Raw genomic sequence first — 17,066 nt, 5'->3', positions numbered from 1 at the left:
CGTGCTGGGAGCGCCAGGCGCTCAGGACTCGGTGCCGGCGGGCTCGTGCAGGCGCTCGGGCGGGGGAGCGGCCGCGGGGCGGCGGCCTCCCCTGCGGCGCAGGACGCGCAGGACGACGGCGGCAAGCATCACCACGAGGGCGGCTCCGACGATCACCAGGGCGACCCCGGTGTAGCCGGTGGTCCGCACGGTCAGCTCGACCGGCTTGCCGTACTTGCGGCCGTCGTCGGTGGTGAGCTGGACCGTCACGGTCGTCTGGCCGCTGGCCGTGGAGGTCGAGGTCATCGGGATCCGGATGGTCTGGTTCTGGCCGCCGAGAATCTCCAGTTTGTCCTCGTACGGCTCGATCTTGAGCAGATCCGGCTGGTCGGAGGTCACCCTGAGCCGGACCGCGATCCGGCTGGCCTCGCCGCTCAGATCGTTGCGCACGCTGATCGGCACGTCGCCGTTGCTGCCGGCCAGGGTGCGCAGCCGCGACTGCTCGCTGCCGGTGATGTTGACCATGGCGATCCGGCCGTCGATCGCCCCCGCGACCTGCTGGACGTACGGGGTCGCGTTGCCCGTCCTGCCCCGCCATGCCGAGGAGGTCAGGCGCAGCAGCGCCAGGTCGAAGACGTCGAGGTCCTGGGCGGTGGTGATCGCGGAGGTCAGGTCGGCGCGGGCGCCGACCTTCCTGACGCCCGTCATGTACTGCTTGGGAAGCTCCAGCTTGCGGTCGGCGTCGGTGTAGGTCAGGCCGGACCTGGGGACCGCGGCGCCCTTGCCGCGCTTGACCGTGTCGAGCGTGACGGGTGCCAGCCAGGGCAGGGCGGCGGCCGTCTCGACCAGGTCGGTGACATAGGCGGGATCGGGGTCCCAGCGGCGGTGCGGGACGGCGATCACCGTTCTGGCGGTGGTGACGGGCTCCGAGCTGATCATCGCCGTCTCCGCGATGAACCGCTGGCGGTTCGTCAGCGCCGCGCCGGGGGTGGAGGTGTCGGCGCCGACGGTCTCGCTCAGCGTCGCGTCGGCGACGAGGGCGGTGAGCGGGCCGTTCACGCTCTCCAGAGTCGCCGAGGCGTCGGGGGTGGTGACCGGGGGCGTCGTCGGCGGCAGGTTCAGCACGTTCAGCAGCACGGTGTCGACGCCGCCGGTGGCGAGCAGGTCAAGCCCGTCGTAGTCGATCAGGCCGCCCACCGGCCAGTTCACGTTGGTGATCACGTCGCGGCCGAGGGTCTCCCTGGCGACGATCCCGGCCGCCGAGATCCCGGTCCGGGTGGCGTCGTCGAAACCGTTGTGGGCGAGCGCCACGACGTCGGGGTCGGCGTAGGGGGTGGCGACCACCGGTTGGTCGGCGACGGCCTCACGGAAGTCGCTCAGCCACCGGGCGGCCTCGGGGGCCGCGGGGCGCCGCTGGCCGCGGTCCTTGACCCTGACCGTGTGCGGCTTGCCCATCGCCCGCGCGTCGTCGAGCAGGGCGGGGTCGACGATCCAGGTGAGGCCCTTGGCGGACGAGGTGTCCTGGGCGATCTTGAGAAGGTCGCCCAGGCGCTTGCCGGGGGCCATCACCGCGGGCAGGTTCCCGTCGGCGAAGGTGGAGTCCTCCGACCGGCGCGGCTGGTCGACGATGGGCAGCACCATGGCGAGCCGGGTGCGGGGCACCCTGGTCTCCCTGGGCATGTAGGTCACCATGGTCCGCAGGGTGGAGACCTGCTGCCCGAAGGCGTCGCGCACCTCGACCATGATCGGATAGACGCCGAAGCCGGAGAACTTCAGCTCCTGCGGGGTGAAGGCGAACTGCCACGGCAGCTTGCCCGAGGGCGCGATCGACGCCTGGACGAAACTCTCGCAGCACCACGAGCTCGGGAGGGTCTGCCCGGCCAGGTACGCCTCCATGTCGGCGCGCCTGGCGAACGGCTGCGGCGAGAAGTGCATCCGGATGCGCAGCCCGCTCATGGGTTCGGCGCCCGAGTTGACCAGGGAGCCCGACAGTTTGATCTCGGTGGTCGGGTCACGGGGGGCGTCGGGACCGATCGCCTCCATCACGACCTGAAGGCCCGCCCGGCTCGCCGAGGTCGTCCGGGCGCTCGCCATACCCGGAACGACCACGGCCGCGGGAACGAGCAGCGTGGTGACGAACAGGGCGAGCAGCGCGGCTTTGCGGATCACGTGCCGGCCAGGGGTCGAGTACGGCGCACGCCGGTAATGCTATGGCCTAACCGGCGCCTAACCGGCGAGCGGAAAGATCGCCGGCTCCCCGCGGGAGCCCTGCCGGGTCAGGTCGACGATCTTGCCTGACACCAGTGTGAGCAGGTGGTCCGCACGGATCTGGAGTGCCGTCCTGCGCTCCCCGGTGGGCACGTAAACGAGTGTGGCGCCGTGGGTGAGTCGCTCGTCCACCAGCACGGTGAGCGTGTCGGGCAACAGCAGCGGGCAGACCAGTCCCGAGGCGTAGTCGGTGGCGGAGTTGACGGTGAAGGCCGGAGCCACCCGCACCCTTCTCGCCCCCAGGATGCCGCCGACCACGCCGGGACGCGGCGGGGAGCCGACGGAGGTGACGACCGCCACGGGATCGCGGCCGAGTCGTGTCGTGACCTCGAAAACCGTGACCCCCACGCATATCTCAGGACTCACCGACAGCACCTCGGGGAGTTCGTCCGAACATGTCATCGCGCGCGGAAGGCGTACGATCTCATGATGGACCTGGTGTGCGAGGAGCCAGCGGTGGATCGCGAGCGCATCCTTCATGTGTGCTCCTTGCCTCGACGCACAGTCCCCGAGGTTTCCTGACCGACCGTAACCTGGTGATCGCTTCAGGTGTATCCCCGCAGGGAACATGTTCCGTAACCGAAGGACCTACCCGGCTTGTCCCTTTCAAATCTGACCCAGAGCCAGCGCCACGGCATGAGCGAGCTGTTCCGGAAGATCGCACCCGTGGCGGACGAGCTCGGCGAGCTTTTCGCGGCCAGGGGCTACCAGATCGCCCTCGTCGGCGGCTCCGTACGCGATGTCTTCCTCGCGAGGATCGGCAACGACCTCGACCTGACCACGGACGCGAGGCCGGAGACCGTCCTGGAGCTCGTCCGCGACTGGGCCGACTCCATCTGGACGATCGGCATCGACTTCGGCACCGTCGGCGTCCGCAAGGACGGGTGGCTGCTGGAGATCACGACCTACCGCAGCGAGTCGTACGACCCCAAGTCGCGCAAGCCCGACGTGGCCTACGGCGACACGCTGGAGGGCGACCTGGCCCGGCGCGACTTCGCGGTCAACGCGATGGCGCTGCGCCTGCCGTCCCGCGAGTTCGTCGACCCTCACGGCGGCCTCGACGATCTGCACGCCAAGGTGCTGCGCACCCCGGGCCCTCCCGAGCGCTCCTTCGGCGACGACCCGCTGCGGATGCTCCGCGCCGCGAGGTTCGCCAGCCAGCTCGGCTTCTCCGTCGATCCGGCGGCGCTCGCCGCGATGGGCGCGATGGCCGACAGGATCGACATCGTCTCCGCCGAGCGCATCCGCGACGAGCTGGACAAGCTCATCGGCGGTGACCGTCCCCGCGAGGGCCTGCGGCTCCTCGTCGAGTCGGGGCTCGCCGCCCACGTGCTGCCCGAGCTGCCGAAGCTCCGCCTGGAGATCGACGAGCACCATCGGCACAAGGACGTCTACGAGCACTCGCTGATCGTGCTGGAGCAGGCGATCGACCTTGAGGAGAACGGCCCCGACCAGATCCTGCGCTGGGCCGCGCTCCTGCACGACGTGGGCAAGCCGAAGACCCGCCGCCACGAGCCCGGCGGCAGGGTCTCCTTCCACCACCACGAGGTGGTCGGGGCCCAGCTCGCCAGAAAGCGCATGACGGAGCTGAAGTTCCCCAAGGACGTGGTGGCCGACGTCTCCCGCCTGGTGGAGCTGCACCTGCGTTTCCACGGGTACGGCACGGGCGAGTGGACCGACTCGGCCGTGCGCCGCTACGTCCGCGACGCCGGACACCTGCTGGAGCGCCTGCACAGGCTGACCCGCGCCGACTGCACCACCCGCAACCGGCGCAAGGCGCTGGCCCTGTCGCAGACCTACGACCAGCTGGAGGAGCGCATCGCCCGGCTGGCCGAGGAGGAGGAGCTCGGCAAGATCCGCCCCGAGCTCGACGGCAACGAGATCCAGGAGCTCCTCGGCGTTCCGCCGGGGCCTGTCGTGGGCCGCGCCTACAGGTTCCTGCTGGAGATGCGCCTCGACAGGGGTGTCATCGGCAAGGAGGCCGCCGCGGACGCCCTCCGGGAGTGGGCGAGGGCCGACGAGGCCGGTGACGCGGGAGGGATGAGCGAGGTGGGCTCTGAACGGCGCCTCTGAGCCGGACGATCACGTCACCCCCGGCTCCCGTCCCGGTGGTGACGCCCTTGACGCTTCCGGTCCGCGGGCCGATCGCGGCGGCCTCGACGGTCTCGACGGGGCCGGGATCGCCCTGCTCGACCGGGAGCACGTGTGGCACCCCTACGCGGCCGCGCCCCAGCCGACGGCGTCGCACGTGGTCTCCCGCGCGGACGGGGTGCGGATCACCCTCGCCGACGGGCGCGAGCTGGTCGACGGCATGTCGTCCTGGTGGGCGGCGATCCACGGCTACAACCACCCCCGGCTCAACCGGGCGCTGAAGGACCAGCTGGAGGACATGGCGCACGTCATGTTCGGCGGGCTCACCCACGAGCCCGCCGTACGGCTGGCCGCCACACTCGCCTCCATGACCGGGCTGCCGAGGGTGTTCCTCGCCGATTCCGGATCGGTCGCCGTCGAGGTCGCGATCAAGATGGCGTTCCAGTTCACCGGCAGGGGACGGCTGCTCACGGTGAGGGGCGGCTACCACGGCGACACCTTCGGGGCGATGTCGGTCTGCGACCCGGTCAACGGCATGCACCACCTGTTCTCCGGTGTGCTGCCCGAGCACGTGTTCGCCGACCGGCCGCCGCGCGAGTACGACGAGGGTTACGCGACACGACTGTCGGACCTGGTCGCCCGGCACGCCCACGAGCTGGCCGCGATCATCGTGGAGCCGGTCGTCCAGGGGGCGGGCGGCATGCACTTCTACCACCCGGCCTACCTGCGGCTGCTCCGCGAGCTCGCCGACGAGCACGGCGTCCTGCTGATCGCCGACGAGATCGCCACCGGGTTCGGCAGGACCGGGGAGCTGTTCGGCTGCGACCACGCCGGGATCAGGCCCGACATCATGTGCCTGGGCAAGGCCCTGACCGGCGGCTACATGTCGCTGGCCGCGACGCTGTGCACCGAACGGGTGGCGAGGGGCGTCGGGGTGCTGATGCACGGGCCGACCTTCATGGGCAACCCGCTGGCCGCGGCCGTCGCGAGCGCCTCCCTGGAGCTCCTGCGGGAGCGCCCGTGGCGCGAGGAGGTCGGCCGGATCGAGACCGGTCTCCTCGCGGGCCTGAAGGGGGCCTCGGGGGCGGCCGGGGTGAGGGACGTGCGGGTCTTCGGCGCGATCGGGGTGATCGAGGCCCGTGAGCCCGTCGACGTCCCCGCCGTCCAGGACCTCGTCATGCGGCACGGCGTCTGGCTCCGCCCGTTCGGGCGGCTGATCTACGCCATGCCGCCCTACTCGATCGGCGACGACGACCTGGAGAGGGTCACGACGGCGATGACGGCGGCGGCCCGCTCACTGTGACCGGTGTGAGGGCGACGGCGGCCGCCCGGTCGTCGTGAGGGGCCCGACGGCGACGGTGGCGGTGGTGCGGTCGTCGTGAAGGGTACGGGGGCGACGACGCCCGTTCACTGCGAGGGCTGCGACGGCAGCGGTTCGGCCACCCGGGCCGGTGTGACGACCCGGTAGGTCACCGCGCCCGCGACGTATCCGGTGGCGATGAGCACCAGCACGAGCAGCGACCTGCCGTCCGGCGGCAGCAGTGCCGCCGCCAGTGCCGCGGCCAGCACGTAGCTGCCGTTGAAGAGCATGTCGTAGATGGAGAAGGCCCGGCCGAGGTAGGCGTCCTGGAGATCCCGCTGGACGGCGGTGTCGGCGCAGATCTTGATGCTCTGCCCGGCGATGCCGAGGACGAAGCCCGCGGCCGCGAACCCCCACTGCTGGAACGCCGCGCAGAACGCGAGCGTCAGCACCCCGGAGGTGATCAGCATGGCCGGGACCCATCGTTCGATGGTGAAGCGCTCGGTGGCCCACGGCGTGACCAGGATGGCCAGGAAGTAGCCGACCCCCGAGGTGGCGACCACGACGGAGACCGCGTTCAGCGCGTCCTCGGCGTTCTCCGCGAAGTAGTAGCGCGACAGCAGCACGAGCATCGCGGTGCACATGCCGTACATGAACCGGTGGGTGGCCATCGCGCCCATCGCCGCCGCGGCGGCCCGGTGCCGGACGAGGTGCCTCGCGCCGTCGGCCAGGCCGGTCAGCACGTGGCGTACGGCCTCGCGGGCCTGCGGCCGGTCGGGGTCGTCGGCGGGACCGAGCAGACGCCTCCCCATGGTCATGGCGATGAGCGCGCTGAGCCCGAAGACGAGACCGGAGACGACGAGCAGCACGGCCGTACCCGGGTGGCCGGAGCCGAAGACCGCCCGGAGCAGGTATCCGGCGCCTATGCCCACGAAGGTGAGCACGGTGCCCGAGGTCGGGGTGACCGCGTTGGCCACCATCAGCCGGTCGGCGGGCACGACGTGCGGGAGTGAGGCCCCCAGCGCGGCGAGGAAGAAGCGGTTCACCCCGAGGACGCCGAGCGCGGCGACGTAGAAGATGCCGTCCGGGGCGTTCGCGGCGACGAGTGTCGCCGCCACGAGCAGCAGCGCCCCGCGGACCATCGGCGCGATGACGAGGATCTGCCGCCGCGACCAGCGGTCGATGAACACCCCGACGAAGGGTCCCAGGATCGAGTACGGCAGCAGCAGCACGGCGAGCCCCGCGGCGATCTCCACCGCGCTCGTGCTCTTCTCCGGGCTGAAGAACGCGAATCCGGCCACGGCGAACTGGAAGATCCCGTCGGAGAACTGCGAGACCAGGCGGGTCGCGTACAGCCTCCGGAAGTCCCGACCTTCCAGGACCACGCGTAGATCGGATGCAAATGACACGCGCTCAGCCTATGCGTGGGCGGCCTGGACGGGCATCGGGAACCTCCCTGATTGTGTTAGCGGGCATTTACCACCTTTGCCTACGTATCACTTAGGGGGCGCGGTAAACCAACATGATCACGTACCCTCGTTCGAGTGACACCTGATGAACACGTTGTGCTCGTCGACACAGAGGGAAACGCGATCGGCACGGCGGCGAAGGCCACGGTGCACGGTCTCGACACTCCCCTCCATCTGGCCTTCTCCAGTTACGTGTTCGACGAGCAGGGGCGGGTCCTGCTCTCCCGCCGCGCCCTGCACAAGACGACCTGGCCGGGGGTGTGGACCAACAGCTGCTGCGGCCACCCCCTCCCCGGGGAGCCGCTCGCCGAGGCGGTGACCCGCAGGCTCTCCCACGAGCTCGGACTCGCGGCCGACCGGGTCGACCTCCTCCTGCCGCGCTTCTCCTACCGGGCGGTCATGGACAACGGCATCGTCGAGCGGGAGCTGTGCCCGGTCTACCGGGTGCTCGTGACCGCGGAGGCCGCGCCGAACCCCGACGAGGTCGACGACATCCGCTGGATGCCGTGGAAGGAGTTCACCGACGGGGTGCTCGGCGACCGCCTGGCGATCTCCCCCTGGTGCCGCGAACAGGTTCCCCAGCTGGTCGAGCTCGGCGCCGACCCGCTCGCCTGGGGGGCCGCGGACCCCGCCGACCTCCCGCCCGCCGCCCGCTGACGCGCCGGCCTTCCACCCGCCTCCCATCGAGACCTTCCGCTCCGGCGGTGTGGGTGCCTCTCACACCGGCGGTCGTCCAACGGCGAGAGCCCTCGGCCCACATGGGCCGAGGGCTCTCGCCGTTCGATGCCGGAAGGCTCGGGAAGGTCAGCGCTCGACCTCACCGCGGATGAACTTCTCCACGTACTCGCGCGCCTCGTCGTCGGAGTACTGCTCCGGCGGCGACTTCATGAAGTAGGAGGAGGCGGACAGGATCGGCCCGGCGATGCCCCGGTCAAGAGCGATCTTGGCGGCGCGTACCGCGTCGATGATGATGCCGGCGGAGTTGGGGGAGTCCCATACCTCCAGCTTGTACTCCAGGTTGAGGGGAGTGTCGCCGAAGGACCTGCCCTCCAGGCGCACGTACGCCCACTTGCGGTCGTCGAGCCACGGCACGTGGTCGGAAGGGCCGATGTGCACGTCGGCCTTCTGCATCTCGTGCGGGATCTGCGAGGTGACCGCCTGGGTCTTGGAGATCTTCTTGGACTGCAGGCGCTTGCGCTCCAGCATGTTCATGAAGTCCATGTTGCCGCCGAAGTTCAGCTGGTAGGTGCGGAGCAACTCGACGCCGCGGTCCTCGAACAGCTTCGCCATCACGCGGTGTGTGATGGTCGCGCCGACCTGGGACTTGATGTCGTCGCCGACGATCGGGACGCCCGCGTCGACGAACTTCTGCGCCCACGTGGGGTCGGAGGCGATGAACACCGGGAGCGCGTTGACGAACGCGACCTTCGCGTCGAGGGCGCACTGCGCGTAGAAGCGGTCGGCCTCCTCCGAGCCCACCGGCAGGTAGGAGACGAGGACGTCCACCTTGCTGTCCTTGAGGACCTGCACGACGTCGACCGGAGCCTCGTCGGACTCCTCGACCATCTCCCGGTAGTACTCGCCAAGGCCGTCGAGGGTGGGGCCACGCTGCACCGTGATGCCGAGCGGCGGCACGTCGCAGATCTTGATCGTGTTGTTCTCCGAGGCGACGATCGCCTCGGACAGGTCACGTCCGACCTTCTTGGCGTCCACGTCGAACGCCGCGACGAACTCCACGTCGCCGATGTGATAATCGCCGAACTTGACGTGCATCAGGCCCGGCACCCGCATACCGGGATCGGCGTCCCGGTAGTAGTGCACGCCCTGAATGAGCGACGTGGCGCAGTTGCCTACACCGACAATGGCTACGCGCACCGAACCCATGGCACTCGCTCCCCTTTTTGTTCTTCTCAATGGTCAGTTTTCTTCCGGGGTGGCGTGCCGCCCCGTCGTGCCCGTCCCTGGCGCGGGCGCCCTGGACGTCTCCTCTCGCGCGGGTCGCCGCTCCCCCTCCGGCGGCGATGCCTGCCGTTCGGTGGCGATCAGCTCATTCAACCAGCGCACTTCGCGTTCGACCGACTCCAGGCCGTGACGCTGAAGCTCAAGGGTGTAGCTGTCCAGCCGCTCGCGCGTACGGGCGAGTGCCGTGCGCACGCTGTCCAGACGTTCCTCAAGCCGGCTGCGGCGGCCCTCGAGAATGCGCAGGCGCACCTCGGCCTCGGTGTGCCTGAAGAAGGCGAAGTGCACGCCGAAGCTCTCGTCCTCCCAGGCGGAAGGGCCCGCCTGGGTGAGGAGCTCCTGCAGGCGTTCCTTGCCCTCCGCGGTCAGCTTGTAGACGATCTTCGAACGGCGGCCGGGGAGCACGATGGCGCTGTCGGTGGCCGTGGTGGCCGCGGCGGCGTCGCCGTCTTCGACGATCAGTCCGTCGGTGAGCAACTGGCGGAGGCACGGGTAGAGCGAGCCGTAGGAGAACGCCCGGAACATACCGAGCAGGGCGTTGAGCCGTTTGCGCAGCTCATAGCCGTGTAGGGGGGTCTCGTGCAACGACCCGAGCACGGCCAGCTCCAGCACGCCGCCACGTCCGCCGGCCACTGGAAACCACCACCTCTCGCGTCGATGTATCGAACCGATACATCGACAGGATACGTCCATTCAACATAAGGCTGCAATCAGCGACTTTCCCAAGAGGTTGGGAGCAAACGCCAAAAAGCCGTAGTCTGGCGCCTATGTGGTCACAGCAGACGGTGGTGGGAGATGGCCCCCACGTGGCGTGGGCCGCTTTTCAATACCGGGAATCCCACCTCAATGTGGGAGAGGTCTGCCAAGGTTGTTGCCGGAACCACCTGACGATCTCGTTCGTCCCCGGGAATGGAGATCCACCCGAATGGGCCGGCCACCAGTGAGCCAAGGCGACGAGATCTCCGGCGATCAGGAGGTAGTCTCGCCCGCCTGCACGCCGTCGTAGACCCCGATGACCGAACGAGGACGCGTGAGTTACAGCAACAGCAATGACCCGGAGCCGGACGGGCGCCGTCAGGGCGCCGACGAGTCGGCTCGCCAGGGGCGGCGCCGTCGCTCAAGCCCAGGAGCCGCTTCCCGTGCAGTCCCCCCTCCACAAAACGTTCAAACCGGTGCGGGGTGGGATTCTCCTCGACAGGCACCGCAGGCGGGAGCCGATCCCCGGACCGCGATGATGCCCCAGCACGGCGGCATGCCCTACTCCGGCGGCACGTCCCAGCAGCCCGGTGGACCACCCCGGCGCGACGCGGGCGCTCCCGGCGGCGTGCCCCCGCGCGGCCCCGCGGGTCCCGGCGCTCCCGGTGGGACGCCTCGGCCCGGCCCCGGTGCTCCCGGCGAGATGCGCCGCCGTGACACCGACCCGACAGGCCGCCGCGCCGAGGCCGCCTTCGAGGACACCCAGGCGATGCTCGCCGCCCAGTCGGGTGGCGGGCGTTCCGCAGGTTCGAGGCCGGGCGACGGCGGCCGCAGGCGCCGAGGACGCGGTGCGAGCGCTCTCGCCGCGGAGGGACCAGGAGGCCCGGAAGGACCCGAGGGCCCCGGCGGAGACGGTTTCGACGGCGACGACGACCCCCCGAAGAGGTGGACGCGCTTCCTGCCCAACTGGAAGATCGTGATGGCCAGCTTCGTGGTCCTCACCGCGGGCGTCTTCGGCATGATCGCGGTCGCCTACGCCAACACGCCCGTCCCCTCGTCCCGGCAGGCCGGCGTCGACGACCGGGGCAGCGTCATCTACTACGGCGACGGCAAGACCGTGATGGCCCGCTACGGCACCAAGCGGACCCCGGTGAAGCTCAAGCAGATCCCCGTCCACGTCCAGGACGCGGTGATCGCCCTGGAGAACAAGACCTTCCGCACCGACAGCGGCATCGACGTCGCGGGCATGGCCCGCTCGGTCTGGAGCACCGTGAGCGGCGCCCAGCTCCAGGGCGCCTCGACCATCACCCAGCAGATGGCCCGCGGTTACTACGAAGGTCTCAGCCAGGAGGTCTCGATCCAGCGCAAGATCAAGGAGATCTTCGTCGCGGTCAAGATCAGTAAGACGCTGGAGAAGGACGAGATCCTTGAGGAGTACTTCAACCTCGTCTACTTCGGGCGCGGCGCGTACGGCATCCAGGCCGCGGCGAAGGAGTTCTTCGGTAAGAACGTCGGCGATCTGACCGTGCCCGAGGGCGCCTACCTCGCCGGCCGGATCCAGAACCCGACCGCCTTCGACGTCCAGGAGTCGGAGAAGAAGAACTACGCCGCGACCAAGGAGCGCTTCCAGGCGGCCCTCAGGAACATGGCGGACATGAACCCCGCCGAGTACGGCAAGTATGCGAACAGCTCCTTCGAGGACCTGAAGTTCAAGGACGTCAAGGTCACGGAGACCTTCAAGGGGCTCAAGGGCTACATGCTCAACATCGTCTTCCGTGAGCTCAACGGCCGGGGCATCTCTCGTAAGGACCTGGAGACCGGCGGTTTCAAGGTCTACACCACGTTCAACAAGAACATGATGAAGGCCGCCAGGGACGCGGTGAAGGCGAGGACCGCCGGCCTGGACCCGACCATCCACGCCAGGCTGGCCTCGGTGAACCCGAAGAACGGCCGGGTGCTCGCCTTCTACAGCGGTGACGACTTCACCAACGACTTCAACAACCGCGCGTTCGACTCCACCAAGCAGGCGGCGTCGGCGTTCAAGCCCTACGTGCTCGCCGCCTGGCTGGAGAGCGGCAAGTCGCTCGACAGCTACGTCGAAGGCATGGCGTCGATCAAGATGCCGAACACCACCCCGATCAAGAACTCGGGGAACCAGCCGTTCGGGCCGATCAACATGGTCAAGGCCATGGCCAGCTCGGTCAACACCGTCTTCGCCCAGATGGGCAAGGAGGTCACCCTCGAAGAGGTGGCGAGGATCGCGAGGGAGGCGGGGGTCGGCGAGACGGCGAAGCAGAACCCGGCCTACGGCGACAAGAACGCGGTCGACTGGGCGGTCGAGCACCAGAACTACCTGACCACCATCGGTGTGGCCTCGGTGACCACGGTCGAACAGGCCGCCGGTTATTCGATCTTCGCCAACGAGGGCAAGCACGTCGACTGGCACACCGTCGTCAAGGTGACCAAGCACGACGGCACCGTCGTGCTCAAGGAACTGGCCGACGAGAGGCAGGTCATCACCCCCGAGTCCGCGGCCGACGCGACCGTCGCGCTCCAGGCCGTCGTCAAGAGCGGCACCGGTGGCGCGGCCAACATCGGCACCCGGCCGGTGGCCGGCAAGACAGGCACGAACAACGACTACAAGGACGCCTGGTTCGTCGGTTTCACCCCGCAGATCGTCACCGCGGTCGGCATGTCCAAGGATGTGCCCTACAACAAGGCCGGGACGCGCAAGCTCAAGGTCGACAAGTACGGCCTGCCGAGCAGGAAGATCAAGGACGAGAACATCGTCTGGAAGGAGGAGCCCATGCCCTCCTTCATCGGCGGTGGCGGCACCCCGACCCAGATCTGGCACGACTTCATGCAGACCGTGACCGCGAAGGACGAGGTCGTGCAGTTCCCGCCGAGGGCCAACACCGGATCGCTGCACAACCTGGCCACGCCCAAGCCGACGCCCTCGCCGACGCCGACGATGGAGGACACCAACCCCTTCCCCGACGAGAACGGCGACGACGGCTGGCCGAACGACAACCCCGACGACGGTGGCGACTTCGGCGGCAACGAGTGCATGCCCGGGGACCCCTCGTGTGACGGCGGCGACGACGGCGGTTGGGGCGGCGACGGGCCGCCGAACGGCGTGATCGAGCAGAACGGCGCGCCGGGCGTGGTCGGCGCACCGGGAACACCTGCCGGGGCCCTCGTGCCGACACCCACAGCGAGCGGACGACGTCCCTGATGAAGAACCTTCTGCCGCAGCGGGAGTCGCTGTCCGAGTTCGGCAACCGGGCCATTCCGTACACGCCCCTCGCCCTGTTCGCGGGGCTGGGGGCGGTTCTGGCCTGGTTCTGGAAGTGGCCGTGCCGCGTCGACGGGGCATGGAACGACGGGACCCTGCAGTTCACGAACTTCTGTTACACCGACATCTATCCCCTGTGGTGGAACGAGAAGCTCAACGAGGGGATGGTCCCCTACTTCGACTATCCGGTCGAATACCCCGTCGGCATCGGCGGGATCATGGAGTTCTTCCGCCGGATCGTCACCCCCATGAGCGATCCGGGGACGGCGTTCTACGACCTCACCGTCATCCTCATGGCGCTCTGCCTGGTCGTCGGCGTGCTGCTGATGGCCGCGCTGGCCGGTCCCGCCAGGCGCTGGGACGCGCTCTGGTACGCCCTCGCCCCCGCGCTGATCCTCACCGCGTACATCAACTGGGACCTGGCGGCCAACGCCCTCGCGCTGGGCGCGCTGCTGGCCTGGTCGAAGCGGAAGCAGTGGCTCGCGGGCATCCTGCTGGGCCTCGCGATCGCCACCAAGTTCTATCCGCTGATGTTCCTCGGCCCGCTGTTCCTGCTCGCGCTGCGAACCGGTAAGTGGGTGCCGTTCCTCAAGACGATCGGCGGTGCCGCGGGCGCCTGGCTCGTCGTCAACGTGCCGATCATGATCTTCGCCTTCGAGGGGTGGAAGAGGTTCTACGTCTTCAGCCAGGAGCGACCGGCCGACTGGGGCTCCATCTGGTACTTCTTCAACCAGAAGCAGTGGCCGATCCTGGGTGACGCCGAACTCCTCGACAGGCTGGGCGTCGTCTCGCTCGCCGCGTTCTGTCTCGCGATCGCCGTGATCACGCTGACCGCGAAGACCCGTCCCCGCCTGATGCAGCTGTGCTTCCTCACCCTGGCGGCGTTCATGCTGACCAACAAGGTGTGGTCGCCGCAGTACGTGCTCTGGCTGATCCCCTTCGCGGTGCTCGCCAGGCCGGGCTGGAGGCCGATCGCGCTCTGGCAGCTCGCCGAGTGCTGGTACTTCTTCGCGATCTGGCTGTATCTGGTCGGCATCCAGCCGGGCAACGAGGCCCTGGGCATCGCGGGCGACACCTACTTCACCGCCGTGTGGGGCCGCGCGATCACTATCCTGATCATGATGGCGTTCGTCGTGCGGGACATCTTCGTCCCCGACAAGGACGTGATCCGCCAGGACGGGACCGACGACCAGGCGGGTGGCGTCTTCGACGAGGCACCCGACCGTTTCCGGCTCGCGCTCTCCTAGGGAGCCGGTCAAGTAACCGCACAAAGTGTTGATCAACACCGAATGCGGCCGGGCCGACCTGTCGCGACCTGCGGTTCAGCCGAAGGCCGGACACCGCGTGGGCTTTACTTGACCGGTGCTCCGACCTCGGGGCCGTTCGGCGAGCCGAGCCCTCTCGGGGCGACAGGGGGCAAGGGGAAAGGCCGGGGCGTCCAGGGCTCGGCCGAGGTGACAGCCGGGGTGACAGGGGGTCGGATGGGACTGTTCGGTGAGCGTTCACATCTGGCGGTTCGCCAAGATGATCCGGGACAATTCGACCTTGTGACCACTCCCCCCGCTCCTCCGCGAGACGCGCCTCCCGCGCCTTCCGCTCCTGGGCGCGATGTCGCGACGGAAGGGCTGCTGCTCTGGCTGGCCTCCAGGTTGGGAATCGTCGTCCTGGTCGTCATCGGCTCCCAGGCGCTCATGGAGGGGGACGCCCTACCGGCGCCCTTCCTGGAGCGATGGCGCAACTGGGACGCCAATCTGCTCATCACCATCGCCGAACACGGGTACGGCGGGCCTCCGGGCAGCGAGCCCGACAGAGGGTTGCCCGCCTTCTTCCCCGGAATGCCGCTGATGCTCCGCGCGGTGCATCTCGTGATCGACGACTGGACGCTCGCCGGGCTGCTCATCTCCCTGGTGGCCGGCGCCGTCGCGATGACGGCGCTCGCCAGGCTCGCCGAGTTCGAGGGGCCGCGGGGAGCGGGCCGGTACGCGGTGCTCGCGCTGCTGCTCTGGCCGATGGCGGTGTTCCTGTTCGCGGGCTACAGCGAGGCGCTCTTCCTCGCCTTCGCCATCCCCGCCTGGCTCGCGGCGCGTCAGGGCCGCTGGCCGCTCGCCGCGGCCCTGGCGGCGGGCGCCTCCTGCGTGCGCATCACCGGCCTGTTCCTCGCCGTCGCGCTGATCGTGGAGTTTCTCGTCCGCAGGCACCCGCTACGGCAGGTGGGGTGGCTGCTCCTTCCGTTCGTGCCGCTCGCCCTCTACTCCGCCTACCAGTACTCCCGTACGGGTGACTGGTTGGCCTGGAAGACCGCGCAGGAGGCCGGTTGGGGACGTTACATGGTCTGGCCCTGGGAGTCGTGGAACACGACCTTGGGCGCGGCGATGGGCGAGGGGCGGATGGCCTGGGCGTTCCGGCTGGAGATCGCGGGGGCGATCGTCGGGGTCGCGCTCGTGCTTCTCCTGCTCTACCTGCGGAGATGGAGCGAGTTCGTCTATGTGGGACTCCAGGTGGGCGCCCTGGTGTGTTCCGCCTACTACCTGTCGGTACCGCGCTCGGCGCTGCTGTGGTGGCCGCTCTTCGTCCTGATCGGCAGGGCGAGCAGCGGTCCTGAGCCGTGGCGACGATGGATCATCCTCGGCTACGCCCTGGTGCTGGGACCGTTGATGGCGCTCAACGCGTTGATCTTCGCCGACGGCGCCTGGGTGGGCTGAGCCGCAGGGGTTGCCCCTTTACCCACTCTCCGGAAAAAGTAATCCCATGAAGTTATCCACAGGCTGTGGATCAACAGGCTGTGGATCGGCTTTCGCCCACCGGCGAGACGTTCTCCGCGGTGCCGCCGTCCGGCGGCACCGCCACCTGGGCCCCGGAACCTCGCCTCAGAGCTTCGTCCGGAGGAAGGCGATGTCCTCGGCCTGACCGTCGAAGGGGGTCTCCACCACGATCGGCGCGTTCGCGCTCCGGCACACGCCCAGGATGAGCTCGGGGTCGATCTGACCCGCACCCAGGCTCGCGTGCCGGTCGGCGCCGGAGTCGAAGGCGTCGCGCGAGTCGTTGCAGTGGACCAGGTCGATCCTGCCGGTGATCGCCATGACCCGCTCGACCACGTCCGCCAGGTCCTCACCACCCGCGTGCGCGTGGCAGGTGTCGAGACAGAAGCCCACGTCGAAGCCGTCGAGCGCGTCCCACAGCCGGGCGATGCGCTCGAGCTTGCGCGCCATCGCGTTGCCGCCGCCCGCGGTGTTCTCGATGAGGACGGGGACCCCGTGCTCCTCAAGGCGCTCGAACACCTTGCGCCAGTTGTCGAAGCCCTTCTGCGGGTCGTCTCCGGCGCCGACGTGCCCGCCGTGGACGATCAGACCCCGGGCGCCCAGCTCGGCCGCCGCCGCGAGGTGCGCGCTCAGCAGCTTGCGGCTGGGAATGCGCACCCGGTTGTTGACGGTCGCGACGTTGATCACGTAGGGGGCGTGGACGTAGACCTCCACGTCCGAGTCCTTGATCTCCCGGGTCTTCTCGCCGATGACCGGGGCCTTCCACCCCTTCGGGTCACCGAGGAAGAACTGCACGACCTGGGCGTCGCGTGCCCTGGCGTGGGCCAACGGGTCGTCCTGGTCGACGTGAGCTCCGATAAGCGGCATGTATCCGAGAGTAGCCGTTTCAACGCCGAGGGCAGGGGCAGTCGCAGGTCGCGCCCCACCGCCCGCCCCCACGGGCCGACCCCAAGGAGTTCCAAGTGGCTGCTCGCTATCGCAGAGGGATCAGTCTCATCGGTCTCATCTACATCCTGATCGGCATCTACGTCGCCTGGTTGTACGACTACATCACCCCCGCGCTCCTGAAGGACATCGCCGAGGCACTGCTCGCCGTCTTCCTGTGGTTCCTCATCCTGCTGGGCGTGGATCTGCGCCTCGGCTGATCCCGCGTCCCGTACGCGCCCCCGATCTCGTCCTGTACGCGCCCCCGATCTCATCGGATCGGACACGGCCGCCGACCCGCGGCGAGGCGGCACGTACCGAGGACG

13 protein-coding genes are annotated in these 17,066 nt (G+C 69.1%); 7 read left to right on the top strand and 6 right to left on the bottom strand.

The genetic code is table 11. The features are described 5' to 3' along the window. Window positions 1-21: 21 nt before the first annotated feature. Together ACFY3V_RS22740 and ACFY3V_RS22735 are read right to left on the bottom strand one after the other, a co-directional pair. The gene (locus ACFY3V_RS22740) at window positions 22-2,148 is read right to left on the bottom strand and encodes a DUF6049 family protein (RefSeq protein ID WP_362901925.1); all 2,127 of its coding nucleotides are present in this window, start codon (window positions 2,146-2,148) and stop codon (window positions 22-24) included. A gap of 57 nt (window positions 2,149-2,205) precedes the next feature. Next, the gene (locus tag ACFY3V_RS22735; protein ID WP_362901923.1) at window positions 2,206-2,727 is read right to left on the bottom strand and encodes a YbaK/EbsC family protein; all 522 of its coding nucleotides are present in this window, start codon (window positions 2,725-2,727) and stop codon (window positions 2,206-2,208) included. 156 nt (window positions 2,728-2,883) lie between these two features. Between ACFY3V_RS22735 and ACFY3V_RS22730 the strand changes: the two genes are divergently transcribed. Then, complete coding sequence (locus tag ACFY3V_RS22730; protein WP_389776243.1) at window positions 2,884-4,320, top strand: CCA tRNA nucleotidyltransferase; 1,437 nt, start codon at window positions 2,884-2,886, stop codon at window positions 4,318-4,320. A gap of 106 nt (window positions 4,321-4,426) precedes the next feature. Further along, window positions 4,427-5,641 carry an adenosylmethionine--8-amino-7-oxononanoate transaminase gene (locus ACFY3V_RS22725; RefSeq protein WP_389776240.1) on the top strand — a complete coding sequence of 405 codons (1,215 nt, stop codon included), beginning with the start codon at window positions 4,427-4,429 and terminating at the stop codon, window positions 5,639-5,641. A 104-nt stretch (window positions 5,642-5,745) separates the two neighbouring features. Here the strand turns inward: ACFY3V_RS22725 and ACFY3V_RS22720 are convergent, their stop codons facing one another. Further along, on the bottom strand, window positions 5,746-7,047 hold the full coding sequence (locus ACFY3V_RS22720; protein ID WP_389775969.1) for an MFS transporter: 1,302 nt from the start codon (window positions 7,045-7,047) through the stop codon (window positions 5,746-5,748). A gap of 135 nt (window positions 7,048-7,182) precedes the next feature. On the opposite strand from ACFY3V_RS22720, the gene idi reads away from it, so the two are divergent. Then, the gene (gene idi / locus ACFY3V_RS22715) at window positions 7,183-7,764 is read left to right on the top strand and encodes an isopentenyl-diphosphate Delta-isomerase (RefSeq protein ID WP_362901919.1); all 582 of its coding nucleotides are present in this window, start codon (window positions 7,183-7,185) and stop codon (window positions 7,762-7,764) included. A gap of 147 nt (window positions 7,765-7,911) precedes the next feature. Here idi and ACFY3V_RS22710 read toward each other — a convergent pair whose 3' ends face one another. Next, window positions 7,912-8,991, bottom strand: a complete 1,080-nt coding sequence (locus tag ACFY3V_RS22710; RefSeq protein WP_350941841.1) for an inositol-3-phosphate synthase — start codon at window positions 8,989-8,991, stop codon at window positions 7,912-7,914. Window positions 8,992-9,024: 33 nt separating this feature from the next. After that, the gene (locus ACFY3V_RS22705) at window positions 9,025-9,699 is read right to left on the bottom strand and encodes a PadR family transcriptional regulator (protein WP_350941840.1); all 675 of its coding nucleotides are present in this window, start codon (window positions 9,697-9,699) and stop codon (window positions 9,025-9,027) included. 598 nt (window positions 9,700-10,297) lie between these two features. Between ACFY3V_RS22705 and ACFY3V_RS22700 the strand changes: the two genes are divergently transcribed. From ACFY3V_RS22700 to ACFY3V_RS22690, 3 genes are all read left to right on the top strand, one after another. Then, window positions 10,298-12,997 (top strand): transglycosylase domain-containing protein, encoded by a 2,700-nt coding sequence (locus ACFY3V_RS22700; RefSeq protein WP_362901916.1) that lies wholly within the window; start codon window positions 10,298-10,300, stop codon window positions 12,995-12,997. Beyond that, window positions 12,997-14,304, top strand: coding sequence for a glycosyltransferase 87 family protein (locus tag ACFY3V_RS22695; protein WP_350941838.1), 1,308 nt, complete (start codon window positions 12,997-12,999; stop codon window positions 14,302-14,304). Before ACFY3V_RS22700 ends, ACFY3V_RS22695 begins: the two co-directional genes overlap by 1 nt. A 300-nt stretch (window positions 14,305-14,604) precedes the next feature. Next, on the top strand, window positions 14,605-15,759 hold the full coding sequence (locus tag ACFY3V_RS22690) for a hypothetical protein (protein ID WP_362901914.1): 1,155 nt from the start codon (window positions 14,605-14,607) through the stop codon (window positions 15,757-15,759). Window positions 15,760-15,924: 165 nt separating this feature from the next. On the opposite strand, the gene ACFY3V_RS22685 is transcribed toward ACFY3V_RS22690, so the two are convergent. After that, complete coding sequence (locus ACFY3V_RS22685) at window positions 15,925-16,683, bottom strand: deoxyribonuclease IV (RefSeq protein WP_350941836.1); 759 nt, start codon at window positions 16,681-16,683, stop codon at window positions 15,925-15,927. Between the two features lie 95 nt (window positions 16,684-16,778). Here ACFY3V_RS22685 and ACFY3V_RS22680 point away from each other — a divergent pair, with 95 nt between their 5' ends. Next, window positions 16,779-16,961 carry a hypothetical protein gene (locus ACFY3V_RS22680; protein ID WP_350941835.1) on the top strand — a complete coding sequence of 61 codons (183 nt, stop codon included), beginning with the start codon at window positions 16,779-16,781 and terminating at the stop codon, window positions 16,959-16,961. Window positions 16,962-17,066 lie beyond the last annotated feature (105 nt).

Source organism: Streptosporangium sp. NPDC000095, assembly GCF_042899335.1.
Lineage (GTDB): Bacteria > Actinomycetota > Actinomycetes > Streptosporangiales > Streptosporangiaceae > Streptosporangium.
Note: the sequence above shows the minus strand (reverse complement) of the source record. Positions and strands in the feature narration are given on the sequence as shown.

Bases quoted from the DNA above. Each gene is read 5' to 3' on its own strand.
- ACFY3V_RS22730 (WP_389776243.1), top strand. From the start codon at position 2,884: ATGAGCGAGCTGTTCCGGAAGATCGCACCCGTGGCGGACGAGCTCGGC.
- ACFY3V_RS22685 (WP_350941836.1), bottom strand. From the start codon at position 16,683: ATGCCGCTTATCGGAGCTCACGTCGACCAGGACGACCCGTTGGCCCAC.
- ACFY3V_RS22710 (WP_350941841.1), bottom strand. From the start codon at position 8,991: ATGGGTTCGGTGCGCGTAGCCATTGTCGGTGTAGGCAACTGCGCCACG.
- ACFY3V_RS22695 (WP_350941838.1), top strand. From the start codon at position 12,997: ATGAAGAACCTTCTGCCGCAGCGGGAGTCGCTGTCCGAGTTCGGCAAC.
- ACFY3V_RS22735 (WP_362901923.1), bottom strand. From the start codon at position 2,727: ATGAAGGATGCGCTCGCGATCCACCGCTGGCTCCTCGCACACCAGGTC.
- ACFY3V_RS22700 (WP_362901916.1), top strand. From the start codon at position 10,298: ATGATGCCCCAGCACGGCGGCATGCCCTACTCCGGCGGCACGTCCCAG.